This window comes from Moraxella sp. K127 (assembly GCF_015223095.1).
GTDB lineage: Bacteria > Pseudomonadota > Gammaproteobacteria > Pseudomonadales > Moraxellaceae > Moraxella.
Genome location: NZ_JADFBZ010000038.1, coordinates 1 through 13,798, shown reverse-complemented (window position 1 = coordinate 13,798; position 13,798 = coordinate 1). Strand labels below are relative to the sequence as shown.

11 protein-coding genes, 1 other RNA gene and 1 pseudogene are annotated in these 13,798 nt (G+C 47.2%); 5 read left to right on the top strand and 8 right to left on the bottom strand.

Features of this window, described 5'->3' with window-relative positions; translation table 11 throughout:
* The first annotated feature begins 197 nt into the window (after positions 1 to 197).
* The gene (locus tag IM753_RS09045; RefSeq protein ID WP_065256421.1) at positions 198 to 2,744 is read left to right on the top strand and encodes a heavy metal translocating P-type ATPase; all 2,547 of its coding nucleotides are present in this window, start codon (positions 198 to 200) and stop codon (positions 2,742 to 2,744) included.
* A gap of 86 nt (positions 2,745 to 2,830) precedes the next feature.
* Here IM753_RS09045 and IM753_RS09040 read toward each other — a convergent pair whose 3' ends face one another.
* The 4 genes from IM753_RS09040 to IM753_RS09025 form a co-directional block, all read right to left on the bottom strand.
* Positions 2,831 to 2,971 (bottom strand): entericidin A/B family lipoprotein, encoded by a 141-nt coding sequence (locus IM753_RS09040; RefSeq protein ID WP_062498678.1) that lies wholly within the window; start codon positions 2,969 to 2,971, stop codon positions 2,831 to 2,833.
* Between the two features lie 176 nt (positions 2,972 to 3,147).
* A complete protein-coding gene (locus tag IM753_RS09035; protein ID WP_065256428.1) occupies positions 3,148 to 3,489 on the bottom strand; it encodes a TusE/DsrC/DsvC family sulfur relay protein in 342 nt (113 codons plus the stop codon).
* A 22-nt stretch (positions 3,490 to 3,511) separates the two neighbouring features.
* On the bottom strand, positions 3,512 to 3,832 hold the full coding sequence (locus IM753_RS09030) for a hypothetical protein (RefSeq protein ID WP_065256420.1): 321 nt from the start codon (positions 3,830 to 3,832) through the stop codon (positions 3,512 to 3,514).
* A 2-nt stretch (positions 3,833 to 3,834) separates the two neighbouring features.
* A complete protein-coding gene (locus tag IM753_RS09025; protein ID WP_065256427.1) occupies positions 3,835 to 4,218 on the bottom strand; it encodes a DsrE family protein in 384 nt (127 codons plus the stop codon).
* A 112-nt stretch (positions 4,219 to 4,330) separates the two neighbouring features.
* On the opposite strand from IM753_RS09025, the gene glnE reads away from it, so the two are divergent.
* The 4 genes from glnE to IM753_RS09010 all read left to right on the top strand — a co-directional run bounded on the left by glnE (position 4,331) and on the right by IM753_RS09010 (position 9,744).
* Positions 4,331 to 7,369: a bifunctional [glutamate--ammonia ligase]-adenylyl-L-tyrosine phosphorylase/[glutamate--ammonia-ligase] adenylyltransferase gene (gene glnE / locus IM753_RS09020; protein WP_065256419.1), complete on the top strand. Its 3,039-nt coding sequence runs from the start codon at positions 4,331 to 4,333 to the stop codon at positions 7,367 to 7,369.
* Positions 7,370 to 7,558: 189 nt separating this feature from the next.
* The gene (locus IM753_RS09015; protein ID WP_227713121.1) at positions 7,559 to 8,824 is read left to right on the top strand and encodes a putative DNA modification/repair radical SAM protein; all 1,266 of its coding nucleotides are present in this window, start codon (positions 7,559 to 7,561) and stop codon (positions 8,822 to 8,824) included.
* A gap of 96 nt (positions 8,825 to 8,920) precedes the next feature.
* Entirely contained in the window at positions 8,921 to 9,235 is a 315-nt protein-coding gene (locus tag IM753_RS13015) for a hypothetical protein (RefSeq protein WP_227514742.1), read from the top strand.
* On the top strand, positions 9,166 to 9,744 hold the full coding sequence (locus tag IM753_RS09010; RefSeq protein WP_227713120.1) for a TIGR03915 family putative DNA repair protein: 579 nt from the start codon (positions 9,166 to 9,168) through the stop codon (positions 9,742 to 9,744). The genes IM753_RS13015 and IM753_RS09010 overlap by 70 nt, the downstream gene beginning before the upstream one ends.
* A 151-nt stretch (positions 9,745 to 9,895) precedes the next feature.
* Here IM753_RS09010 and ssrA read toward each other — a convergent pair.
* The 4 genes and pseudogenes from ssrA to IM753_RS13010 form a co-directional block, all read right to left on the bottom strand.
* Positions 9,896 to 10,254: a transfer-messenger RNA gene (gene ssrA / locus IM753_RS09005) on the bottom strand.
* 76 nt (positions 10,255 to 10,330) lie between these two features.
* Positions 10,331 to 10,971: pseudogene (locus IM753_RS09000) on the bottom strand (substrate-binding periplasmic protein).
* A gap of 544 nt (positions 10,972 to 11,515) precedes the next feature.
* Entirely contained in the window at positions 11,516 to 13,591 is a 2,076-nt protein-coding gene (locus IM753_RS08990; protein WP_194109127.1) for an OmpA family protein, read from the bottom strand.
* A 26-nt stretch (positions 13,592 to 13,617) separates the two neighbouring features.
* Positions 13,618 to 13,798, bottom strand: a 181-nt coding sequence (locus IM753_RS13010) for a hypothetical protein (RefSeq protein WP_227713119.1), incomplete at its 5' end; no start/stop codon positions are given.

Genomic DNA, 13,798 nt, shown 5'->3' with positions numbered 1-13,798 from the left:
CATTTCACCACGTTGGCGGGTTTGTACGTTCCAAAGCTTGATACACTCTACAAAATGAAAAAGTGCTACGGTTTTTGTGGCAAAATTCAATTTTGTTAGCTGATGTCAAATTTAAAAAGCAATGAGCTTGCCACACCCTGCTCCACCCATTCTACCCAAGCCATGTTATAATACCACTTTTGCACGCATGACACGCCATGACCGACACCCCTCAAGACCCTATTGACACCAGCCTAGTGTTGCCCCCTGACGGGCATTGTTTTCATTGTGGCGAGAAGTTGCCTAGTGAGCCGTTTTTTACCGTGATTTTTGATAAGCCACGCCCGATGTGCTGTTTGGGTTGTCAGCTTGCCTCAGAGAGCATTGTAGAGCTTGGGTTATCACAGTATTATCTTGACCGCCGTGAGATAAGTCCGACCGCACCACTACCGCTTGCCAATTTTGACGCTTATAATCATGACGATGTCAAAGCCCAATTCGTCTATCGTGAAGATGGTGCTAGCACAGCAGAGCTGTCGGTGACAGATTTGCGTTGCACAGCGTGTACATGGCTTATAGAGACACGCCTGCGTGGTCTGGACGGGGTGCGAGCGTGTCAGGTTAATCTCACCCAACAGCGTATGCGTGTAAACTGGGATGAGAGCCGTTGCAGTATTGGCGATATTTTGGGGGCGGTGCATTCGGTCGGCTATGACGCTCGTCCGTATCGACAGGACACGCATGAAGCGATGATGAAACGCCAAAACAAGCAAATGCTTATCCGTCTGGGCGTGGCGGCGGTCGGGGCGATGCAGGCGATGATGTTTTCTATTGGGCTGTATTTTGGCGATTATTCGGGCATGGCGGACGAACATCGTCATTTTCTAAGGGCGGTGGCGTTGTTTGTTACCATGCCTGTCATTTTTTATGCAGGCGTACCATTTTTTCGTTCCGCTTATAACGCCATAAAGGCTCGGCAGGTCAATATGGACGTGCCTGTCTCTATCGCCCTTATCGTAACCTTTGGGGCAAGCCTATACGCCACGCTGACCCAATCAGGCGAGACGTATTTTGACTCAGTATCCATGTTTATTTTCTTTTTGCTCGCCGGTCGCTACATTGAGCAAAACGCACGGTTAAAAGCGTCCAACATGGCAAGCGATTTGGTCGTGATTGAGCCTGTGCTTATCAAACGGCTTGGGCATTCGGACGAACTCATTGCAGAATTTGCCAATGGTTCATTGGATAACGAACTCATCAAAGACTGGCGAAATGCTCATGCCAGCCATGACGTGGCGGACGATGGTAAAGTGCTTGCCCAAGCCCTAACGGTCGGCGATGTTATTTGGGTAGAGGCAGGGCAACAAATCGCCTGTGATGGCGTGCTGTTGTCGGAGTCTGCCACGGTGTCGCAGAGTCTTTTGACAGGCGAGAGTGATTTGATTGTCAAAAAACAAGGCGACACGTTGGCAGGTGGTTCACAAAATGACGCACAGCCTTTTGTCATGCTTGTAACCGCCCAAACGGACGACAGTCAAATGGCACTCATAGACCGCCTGATGAACCGTGCGATGAGCGAAAAACCACAAATCGCCCAAGACGCTGACCGCATGGCACGGTGGTTTGTCGCTCGGGTACTGGTATTGTCGGTACTGATTTTTGTCATTTGGCTGTTTGTGGATAAAACCCAAGCCCTATGGGCAACGGTGGCGGTACTGGTGGCGACGTGTCCGTGTGCGTTGAGCCTTGCTACGCCCATTGCCTTGACCATGGCGACCAACCGACTGGCAAGTTTGGGCTTTTTGGCGACTCGGGGGCATACCATTCAAAGCCTGTCGGAAGTCAGCCATGTGGCATTTGACAAAACAGGCACGCTCACGGTCGGGCAAGCCAACCTACTGCATGTGGATTATACCACCCATGACAAAACGCATTGGCTAAAAGTTGGGGCAAGCTTAGAAGTCGGCTCAAAGCACCCTGTGGCACGGGCTATCCTGACGTCCGCTCACGGTTTGCATTTGCCAAAAGTACAAAACGCCACGCACCACACGGCAGGGGGCGTGGAAGGCTGTGTGGACGGGGTGTGGTATCGTATCGGGCATGACGGATTTGTGTTAAATGGCGGTGGCGGTCATGTGATAGTCGAACGGCTCGATACCTTTGGGGCGAATATGTCGGTGGCGTTGTCGGTTAAGGCAGGCGAGAGTTGGGACATGGTGGCACGTTTTTATTTTAATGACGTGGTACGCACGGACGCCAAGCAGACGATAGACAACCTAAAAAAACAAGGCATTACCCCACTCATGCTAACAGGCGACCCAAGCGACAACGCCTTGACAGTCGCCCAAACGCTCGGCATAGAACACGCTTATCATGGTCTATCGCCAACCGATAAAGTCAATCATATCAAAGAGCTACAAAAAGACGGACATACCGTGCTGATGGTGGGAGACGGCATCAATGACGCCCCTGTGCTTGGTGCATCCAACGTGTCGGTGGCGATGGCAGGGGCGAGCGATTTGGCTCAGGTGTCGGCAGATGGTGTACTGCTTGATGGCAGATTATCCATCATCAATCATACCATCAATCTGTCAATAAAAACTCACCAAATCATCCGCCAAAATCTGCGGTGGGCGTTGGTGTATAACACGCTTATCCTAGTGCCAGCAGGTATGGGCTATGTACCGCCTTGGCTTGCCGCCATTGGCATGAGTTTGTCCAGTCTGTTTGTTGTGGCAAATGCCATGCGGATAAAGCGAAGTTGAACTGAAATTAAGCTAAATCAAATTTAAATTAAACACAAAAACAAGCCCAATCTTGGTGTAGACTGGGCTTGTTTGATGGGCATCGGTTAGATTTTGTTTTGAACTTTTTGGGCACTGCCAGTAACAGCTTCACCAGTTTTTGAAACATCTTTGCCAAAACCTTTGATGGTGTTGCAACCTGTTAGAACGAACATGCCAGCTAGGGCAACAACAAGTAGCTTTTTCATAAGATAACTCCTAGTTAAAAAATGGGTGAGAAAAACTCTCAAAACTTATATTATCTAAATATTCATCATTTTACTGTAATAAAATGTAATCAAACCTTGCAAAAAGTGGTTTATTTATAAATTTTGGATTGTCTAAATTTGTCTAAATAAAGAACATGCACATTTTAATCAATCATCTATAAACAATTGGGCGGTTTGGGCAGTCCTGCCAAGCGATTAACGTGACGTGCGACCAGTCCTGTGTTAAAGAACTGTTGGAGTTTGGCGTTGTTAATCTCATCATCGGGCAGGGCGATGGATAGATGCTTGATGAGTGGGCGAGTGGCAGGGCTGTGATGGTATTTGTCAAAAAATGCCCGCACCTGTGCCAGTATGCGATAATGTACGTCCGTTAGCTGTATATCCAAGGTATCAGCAAGGTGTTGGGCGATGGCAGGTGTCCAAAGGGTGTGATCGGTCAAATGCCCGTCAGCGTCCAAGGTTAGCTCATTAGGCGATGGGGTTGTGGTGTCGGTCATGGTCATGGGGTAGGTTGTATGATTAAAATTCAAGCACGCTGTCAAACAACGCACGTTTATCATCGAACACGCACCGCTCATCAGCTAGGGCGTGCCGAATGTCATCATCAAGTCGTGCCATCTGCTCATCAGTAAAGCCATGCCATGCCTTGTCTATGTCGTACAAATCAAGCGACTGTATCATGCCGTATATACGACTGTCAGGGTCGCCAAGCAGTAGATGGGTGGGCGTGCTCACAAACAGCGTGACATCATGGTCAAAGGTCGCCAGTACAAAGGCAAGGGCGAGTGCTTCATAAGCGATGAGTTCGTTATCACTGGCAAGTTTGATTAGAATATTCATGGTTAAAACTGCACCAGTTGGGTGTCATCATCGATGTGTAGTGCCAACTCAGAGAGTCCGACCAAGCGAAACGGGGGTAGGATGTTCTCACCGTCCAAGCCATGACGACTGGCGTTATCGGCATCGCTGATGCCCCGTGCCAAAGCAGTGCTGACACAGACAGGCAAATCAAGATGATACCGCTTGGCAAGGGCGACCCACAGGCGACCGACATCAGGCACGTCCGCACTTTGCCACGCTAGGCGATTGGCGGTGTATGCCCCGTCACCGTAGAAAAACACCGAGACACGCTCGCCACTGTCTAGTAGCGTGGTGGCGGTCGTTAGGGCTTCTTTGCCTTGGCGGTCGTGGGGGCTTTTGGTGATGAGTAGTAGGGTGTGTGCCATGATGATGATGGGTTGTTTTTTGGATATTATAGCGTAAATTTTTAAATTTGGTGTAAAATAAGCAAAAATCATCAATCAATAAATCCCAAATCAACAAATCTAGCGAGTTGCCATGTCTGATTTTTGCCCCAGTGATAGCGAGCTTGCCACGCTCGCCCTTGCCAGTCCTTTTGCCTTTGGTGTTTATCAAAAACAGCCGTCACAGGTCAGTGCGTTTTTGGGTCGGTTTGGCTTGACACATCCCCTTGACCGTGCGGTGTTTGATGGCTTAATTAGAGAGTTTGTGGCGATTTGTGCCGGCATAAGCGGTGCAGAAGATGACATAAAAGAGAATAATGTAACAGGAAATAATGTAAAAGAGAATGGTGTAAAAGGGAGTGATGTAAAAGATGGCATAAATAAGGATGATATAAAAAGCGATACAGAGCAGACAACAGACAAAACAGGCGATGTAGACCATGCCGATGTGCGGTATTATGGGGCTGATGAGTCGGCGGTCATGCAAGCGATGCGAGAGCTTAGAGTCATGCTGATGGTCAAATGGATATGGCAAGATGCGTTGGGGGTCATCAGCTTAGAGAGACTAACCACAGAGCTGTCGGACTTTGCCGATGCGTGCGTGTGCTTTGCCAAGGACTATGCATGGCACAAGACGGCAGAGCGGTATGGAGTCCCCATGACCAGTAGCGTGCAGTTGGCACAGACAGGCATGGGAAGCATGGGTAAAAAAAGCCCCAAAATCATGCCTGATGAATTTGCCGTCATTGCCATGGGCAAGCTCGGGGCAAGAGAGCTGAATTTATCGAGTGACATTGACCTGATTTTTGTGCATTTGGGGGCGGGCGATACTGACATCAGCGAGCAGGGCAAAAAGAGCGTGGAGAATCAGAAGTTTATGACCACGCTTGGGCGAGTGCTCATCCGCCTGCTTAACGACCACAGCGAGCATGGCTTTGTGTTTCGGGTGGACATGCGACTGCGTCCGTGGGGCGATGGCAGTCCGCTCATCATGAGCTTGTCAGCGTTGGAGAAGTACTTTAATCAGCATGGGCGGACATGGGAGCGGTTTGCATGGTTAAAGGCGAGAGTGGTCAATCCCGTATCCACACCCTTTGCCGATGAGCTGTCGGTAGTGATGAAGAATTTCGTGTATCGTTATTATATCGATTATACCGCCTTTTCGGCACTGCGTGAGATGAAAACACTCATCATGGCACAGCAAGCCCAACGCCAAGACACTGATAATGTCAAACTGGGCGTGGGCGGTATTCGGGACATTGAGTTCATCGCACAGGCATTCTCACTCATCTATGGTGGTCATCATTTGGCATTGGGCGAGCGGTCGGCTTGTCTGGATGTGCTGTCCATGTTGGGCGAGCTTGATTATCTAGATGATGATGAATGCGCCAAGCTCATGGACGCTTATCGCTTTTTACGGCAATTAGAACACGCCATCCAAGCCCGTCATGATGAGCAGACCCAGAGACTGCCGATGGGCGATGAGCTGGTGGCGATTGCACAGGTGCTAGGCTTTGAGAGTGTGGCGGACTTTCAGGCGGTACTTGCCCGTCATCGGCAAAATGTCTTTGCCCCCTTTAACCGCATGGTCACCGACCGCCAAAGCCCCACGCAGTCACTGGGCGAGACGGCGGAGATGGAGCGAGCGTTGCAGGGACTGCTCAGTGCTGACAGCTTACATCTGCTAGATGAGTTTTGGCAGTCCAAACTGGTCACCAGCTTAGAGCCTGATGCCAAGGCACGCCTTGATGGGGCGTATCCGATTTTGCTACATGCACTTTGTCATCATGCCAAGAGCGATGGGGCGGAGCGTGCTGATGATGCGGTGCCACGCCTTATTACGCTGTTAGAGTCCATCTGTCGTCGCTCGATATATCTGGTGATGATAGCCGAGAACCCGAATGCGACCATGGGACTCATTCCCATGCTCTCAGCCAGTCCGTGGATAGCACGAGAGCTTGCCTTGCACCCCATGCTCCTTGATGACTTTTTGCAACAGCGTTATTTGCATTTGCCCGACAAAGCAGAGCTGACCGACATCCTAAGGCAACAGCTGCTTCGGGTATTACCCTTTGATGATGAGCAGTATCTGACCGCCATCCGCACCTTCAAAAAGTCACAAGTGCTGGCTGTGGCGACTGCTGATATTCTAGGCTTGCGTCATATCATGAAAGTTTCGGACAGCCTGACCTTTATTGCCGAAGTTGTGCTGTCATCGGCACTTAGCAGGGCTTATGATGAGCTGGTTGCCAAGCATGGTCATCCTGTGCGTGCCGATGGCATGCCCACCGATGAGACGGCGTGTGGTTTTGCCGTCATTGGCTATGGTAAGTTGGGCGGGATTGAGATGTCGTATGCGTCAGATTTGGACGTGGTGTTTTTGCATGACATTGACGAAAAAGCCGATACCGTGGGCGACAATGTTAAGGTGATTAGTGGCATGAAGTTTGCGTCTCGGCTTGTCCAAAAGGTCATCACCTATCTGACCACGCAGACCCGTGATGGGCGTGCCTATGAGTTGGACATGCGTCTTCGACCATCGGGCAACGCAGGCGTGATGGTCGTGTCGGTGCAGGGCTTTGACAGCTATCAGCGTGATAAGGCGTGGGCGTGGGAACATCAGGCACTGGTACGGGCTAGGGGTATCGCAGGCGATAAGGCGGTGCTGGATGCTTTTGATAACACTCGCCATCAGGTACTGACCGCTCACCGAGAGTCCGAGCAGGTACGCCAAGACGTGCTGTCCATGCGTCAAAAGATGAAAGAACATCTTGGTACCAAATCACCCAGTCAGCCCAACAACCACGGACTGGTTCAACCTTTTCACATCAAGCAGGACTTTGGCGGGCTGATTGACATTGAGTTTTTGGCTCAGTTTATGGTGCTTGCCCATGCCCATGCTCACCCGAGACTTGCCATTTGGTCAGATAACGTGCGTATCTTTGAAGAAGTGGCGAAGACGGGACTGTGGTCTGATGACTGGTGCGACAGACTCACGCAGGCGTATTTGGCACTTAGAAAGACCACGCACGAGCTGGCATTATCCGAAAAACAGGTCGTGGTCGATGATGAGAGCTGGCAAGCGATTCGGGCATTTGTGTGTGGCGTGTGGGGTGAAGTGATTGGTGAATAAAAAACTTGACAACACAAAACTTTCGCCGATAATCTTTTGAAAATTGAAAAATTTCTTGAAATTGACGTATCACACCCCATTTAGTTTAAAATTTTAATAAAATCATAAAGTTATACTCCGATACCACGACAGTTTATTAACACGCTTATTTATCAAGTTTTATTTTATCAAGGATTATCATCACACACCATGACCATCAATTTTGACCGTATCCAAGGCAAGCTTAACATCCTAGCTGACGCCGCCAAATATGATGTTTCTTGCTCATCATCAGGCTCAAACCGCAAAAACCAAGGAGACTCTCTTGGCAATTCGTCCACATCGGGCATTTGCCACAGTTTTACCGAAGATGGGCGGTGCGTGAGCCTGCTCAAAATTCTATTTACCAACCACTGCATTTATGATTGTAGTTACTGCACGTCAAGACGTAGCCATGACACGCCCCGAGCTGCCTTTACGGTCGAAGAAGTGGTGGATTTGACTATGCAATTTTATCGGCGAAACTACATCGAAGGGCTGTTTTTGAGCTCAGGCATATTCAAAAGTGCTGACTATACGATGGAGCGACTGGTTGAAGTGGCACGGCGACTGCGTGAAGAAGAACGTTTTGGCGGTTATATCCATCTAAAAACCATACCAGGGGCATCGCCTGAGCTGTTACGCCAAGCGGGTCTGTATGCTGACCGCCTAAGTGCCAATATCGAGATTCCGACCATCTCAGGGCTAAAACTGCTCGCCCCCGAAAAAACTCACGACCAACTAAAAGCCCCCATGCAGACGGTCAAAGATGAGATTGTGGTGTTCAAAGACAGCAAAAAACACCACAAAAAAGCCCCCAAATTCGTTCCTGCAGGACAGACTAGCCAAATGATAGTGGGAGCAACGGGGGAGACGGATTTACAAGTGGTGAGTCTTGCCAGTCATTTTTATCAAAAATACGACCTAAGGCGGGTGTATTATTCAGGCTATGTGCCTGTGTTGGCAGACAAAAATCTGCCTGCTCTCTCCACGCCTGTGCCGATGGTGCGTGAAAATCGCCTGTATCAAGCCGACTGGCTCATGCGGTTTTATGGTTTTTCGGCTCATGAGATTGTCACTCCTGACGAGCCTTTTTTGGACTTAGAGTGCGACCCCAAATTGGCGTGGGCGATACGCCACCGTGAGTTTTTCCCCGTGCATATCCAAACTGCTCCCTATGAGATGATACTTCGCATACCTGGCATTGGGGTGAAGACCGCCAAAAAAATCATCAAAGCAAGGCAGTTTCGTACGCTGACTTTGGAGCATGTCCAAAAGATGGGGGCGGCGGTCAATCGTGCCAAGTATTTTATGGCGTTGTCGGGCAAAAATGAGCATTTGGCACATTTGACCAAGGATAATTTTAGGCAATATCTTATCGGACAAACTCAAACCAAATTCAAAGATGAACGAACGGGACAGCTTGCTTTGTTTTAAGGTTTTATCAATATGCCCTAAGATGTTTTTGTCATATGGGCGTGTAATGGTGTTTGCTTCCTATGATATTTTTATTTTGACAAATTGGGAAATAACTTGGATTTATTAACCCTTGATGATGGCATTACCCTAACCCATGACAGCGATTTTGATGGCTGGCTGACGGCGGTATTTGTCTGCTATGAGCAAAAGTACACAGACAGGGCGACATTGGTGTGTCGTCATCAGTACGCACCGCAGTTTTTTGGCACGGTCATGGACGTAACAACCGACCCTGCCAAAGCCGAACGGGTGCTGACCAAGCTCACCCAAACGCTTGCAAAGATGGCATCAGACAGCTCATGTGGGCGTACTTATCCGAGTTTGATTATATCCCAAACGTGCTGTTTGGTGTGGTCAAATACGCCCTAGCCAACCCCACAAAAAACATCCTAAAAGACCATGCCCACCCCGATGTCATGACTCTGCACCAAACGGTCAAATCAGTCGGGCGAGAGCGACACCGCATGAAAGCCTTTGTCCGCTTTGAGCATACCACAGACGGGGTGTATTTTGCCAAAATCAATCCCGATTTTAATGTTCTGCCACTCATCACCAATCACTTTAAGGCACGCTATCAAGACCAAGATTTTGCCATTTATGACATCAAGCGGGGTTATGGCATTTTGTCAAGACAGGGCGATACAGACGTGCAGATGATTGTCGGGATTGATGATGATGTATTGGCGGACAGTCGCTCGGTGTGGAGTGATGATGAAGCTCGTTATCAGCGATTTTGGCAGGGATATTTTGCCAATGTAACCATCAAAGAACGTATCAATCCCAAGCTACACAAGCAGTATCTGCCCGTTCGCTATTGGCGATATCTGTCTGAGAAACAAGTGCGTGGCGATGAAGAGTTTTTGAAGAAAAAACGCTGATATTTTCTTCTTTGTCAATGGGGTGATTATTAGAATATGATTTGAAAAGCTGTTATGTTTTGGGTTCTTGTCTTATGGAGTGTTTGGTTTTACCTACAAAAAAGACTTAACTCAAAATATGAGCCAAGTCTTTGATTTTTATGATAATAATTGGTGGAGATGGCGGGAGTTGAACCCGCGTCCGCCAGCACTACGCCCATGACTCTACACGCTTAGAGTCTGTCTTTGGCTTTAATCCGCACCGACCCGACAGTCAGGGTGGATTGGACGATTTGCTAAGAGTTCACACCTGCCATCGCAACGCTAACAGATGCTATCCTTTGTGCGTTCGCATCGGGGTGAGCAACCAGACCAAAGGCAATCTGTGCCGACCCAAGTAGCCCTTAGGCTGCTAGTGCGTAAGTTTCGTCGTTTGCGACTATTTTAAATTGTATGTTGATTTACAAGAGACATACGCTCTTGACGTGCATCATTAGGTTTCATTACCAGCGTCGAAGCCAGAACATCCCCAATGGTCAAATTATAACAAAAACCGCTCATCAAATCAAGCATTTAATCATATTATGTTAAGTTTGGGCCACTAGTGTCATTTTTCAAACCATTTTTCTTCAAGTTTTGTCAGTTCACCTGTTGCTCTCATATCGCTAAGACCTTGGTTGAACATGTTAATGATCTGAGTTTTATTCTTAGGTGCTATTGCGACGGCATACGAACCTTTATCATTGACATTACCATACTCTAAAAGATTGGTTTTATATTGGGGATAGCTTTTGGCAAAATGCTGGACGATTTGTTTGTCGCTCATGATGGCATCCACTTTGCCATTGATTAAGTCTTGAAAGCTCAAAAACATCTTTTCTTTGGTTATCACATGTTCAATTCCATGTTCTTTGGCGACATCTACAAAAATCGCCCCATCTTGAACGCCCAAACGCATGGGTTTTAGATCTGACATTGAGTTGATGGTTGTGTCATTTAAAGACAAAACCCCCGCAGGCATATATACATACGGATTGCTAAGTAGATATTTGCCTTCACGTTCGGTGGTATAAGAGATGGATGAGATGGCAAGGTCGCTTATGTTTTGCTCTACTGATTTGAACATATCTTGCCATGGTAAAATATTAAATTTGACCGTGTATCCATTTTTTGGGCGATATGGGTGATGACTTCCACGTCAAAACCGATGGGGTTGCCCCTGTCATCAATATAAGCAAAAGGCGGCATGTTACTGTTGACTGCCACTTGGATGGTTTTGGTGCTAATATTGGTATCGTCGGTATTTTGTGTGGTGGATTGTTTTTTATCGCAGGCTGATAAAAGTCCAATGATACAAATGACACCAATCATAACACCTTGGTTAAAAAATACAGTATGTTTCATCATCGCTCCTAACGATTTTTTGTTTAAATTTATCTTAATAATATCAAGTGTATTTATTAACAATAATCATACTCAATATTAACAGTATTATACAAAATGATATTAGTTTTGGCAAATGATTAATATCAGAAAAACTCATTAATGATATTGTGGATTTTTATAAGTATTTGTAATTAATTTAATTTTATATTTTTATACGAAAATGTCAGCCCTAAATTTTCATAAAATCTTATAAATGATAAATTTACGGTATTTTGTGGCATTAATAACAAGCATATTTTATTTCATTTGTATTGCTATATTGTAAATTTTATTTAAAAATATTACATTTTGATGAATAAAAAACCTGTGATTGAACACAGGTTTTGTTATTTTGAGTTTTTGATGCTTAACGCAACTCTCTTTGTATGCCCGGCCCTTGTTCAGAACCAATCGTGGAATCACTGAGTCTAAAAAAGTCATCAGGTAAGTTGGGTATGGTGTCTGGCGATGGCGTCAGAGGCATGTTGGTGCCGATATGGTCTGATGGGGTAGGGGCTTGATACTGGGTGGGGTGGTTACCTATAATGACTGGCTGTGCATTTTGCACAGGTTGGGGCAGATAATTGCCATCAGGCATGCCTTGTATGGGCATATTTTGGTCAGGCATGTATGTGGTGGGGGGCATCATGATGGCGTTTGACTCTGGTAACAGCTGAGCGATGTCTACATTGAGTGCAGATAAAGTTGTCTCATCATATACCAAAAACTCTGTTCGTTCATTTTTAAAGCGTCCCAACTCGGTTACGTTGTCCGACACAGGAAAGCTGTCACCTACGCCCTTGGGGGTCAGCTGCGCATCATTTACCCCTTGCCCCACCAAAAAGGCTTTGACCGCTTCGGCTTGGCTTTGTGATAGGCTAAGATTTGCCATGCGGTCAGTGCCATCTCCGCCACTGGTATGAGTTGCGATGATGAGCTTGATGCTCGGATTGGCTTTGATTTTCTCTGCCAGTAGTGACAGCACGCCATGGGTGTTGGCAGGCAACTCGCTTGTGCCGTTAAAGTCAATCACCGTAAGGCTTGCCGAGCGTGACAAATCATAGCTGTTGGGCGGATTATCCAGAGCATTTAGGGCGGTCGTGGCACGCTCAAAGCTTTGATTGATGACATTGGCTTTATTCAATGCAGGGGCAGGCGAGACATCAAACTGTGGGGCGAGCAGGGCGATGTCATTGACGATTCTGGGTAGGATGTCTGTCTTTGGCGTATTGACATAGATGTGGTCGCCGATAATCTCAATGCTGGTAAACGGCTCAGCTTTGACCATCGCCATGATACTCTCCAAGCGTTCTAGCCCTGTCAGCGATGTGCCAAAATTATCATCGATGTCCATAATACAGCCGATTTGCCCGAAGTTTTTTTGTAGCACCCCGAGCAGTTGTTCTTGGAGCTGGCTGTTGCCCACTTCGGCTTGACAGGCGTACAGCGTGCCGTTCTCGCCCGATGTTAGGGACAGACGGGGCGGATTTAGCGATTTGACGGTCGGTGTGGCGACATTAGGGTCATGGACGGGAGCGGTCTCCGATGAGCCTGATTTGTCTTTTAGTAGGTACCATGCTCCGCCCCCGACAGCTAAGGCGATAAGCCCTGCTCCAAGTCCCATTAATAAAGGATTGGGGCGTGCCAACTTAGGCTTGATAGGGGGTTTAATAGGGGAATTAATGGACTCATGACCATCAAGATGATTATCGTCATTTATACCATCTTCGGCGGTTGTATCGGTGTTAATATCATCATTAATATTATTATCAATACTGCCATTGATACTGCCATTAATATCATCATTTATGCCATCTTGATAAATGCCATTAGTATTTAAATCATCCCCTTGTTTGTCATTATCAAAGGGTGTATTGATATTATCATTAATATCGGCAGTTTTGGTGATGCTAATAATTGGTGAGTCATCTGTGGCGATGGGAGTATTATCAATATCTTCATCTGCTTGATTGGGCGGATTGTCAGAATTGATAAATGCCGAATTAGCCTTTGGCATTTGCCCATTTAATTGTTCAATCTTTTGAGCCAGTGAGCTTTGGATGAATTGGGGCGACCACGCAGGCAAATGCGTGCGACTTGATTCAAAGTTTTGTGCCAAAAAAGCAATCAGCCCCTGACCCCCTGCCAAATTCGCCACTTCCACCATCATCGGCGGGGTAATGGCTTTTAGAAGCGTCATCGTGGACTGCTCATCCATGTGAAAACTGCGTGCCAAACGCCCCGCCAAAGGCTCTGCCTGTATGCCCCACAAGGCGGTCAGGCTGTGATTTTTGGCATTGGTACTGTCAAAGCCATCATCAAGCTCAATCAAACGTGCCGTACTTAGGGCATAATACTGCTTTAACAAATCCGCACTCGTATCTTTGTTTGAGATACCCATGGAGCTTGATACCAACCCATGCAAATACTGTACGATGTCCATCGCCCACCTTATCAACTGTTTTTATGCTAACCCTTTATTATACCGCAAATTTTCCCAAAAATCTGTACCATCATCGTCATCGCCTTGCCTTTTGTCTTGTTTTTGTGCTGTTTTATCATCTGATGCGGTAAGGGCTTGACATGGTGTTGGGCGGTGCGATAATCTTTTGAAAATGGAAAATGGAAAATGGAAAATGGAAAATGGAAA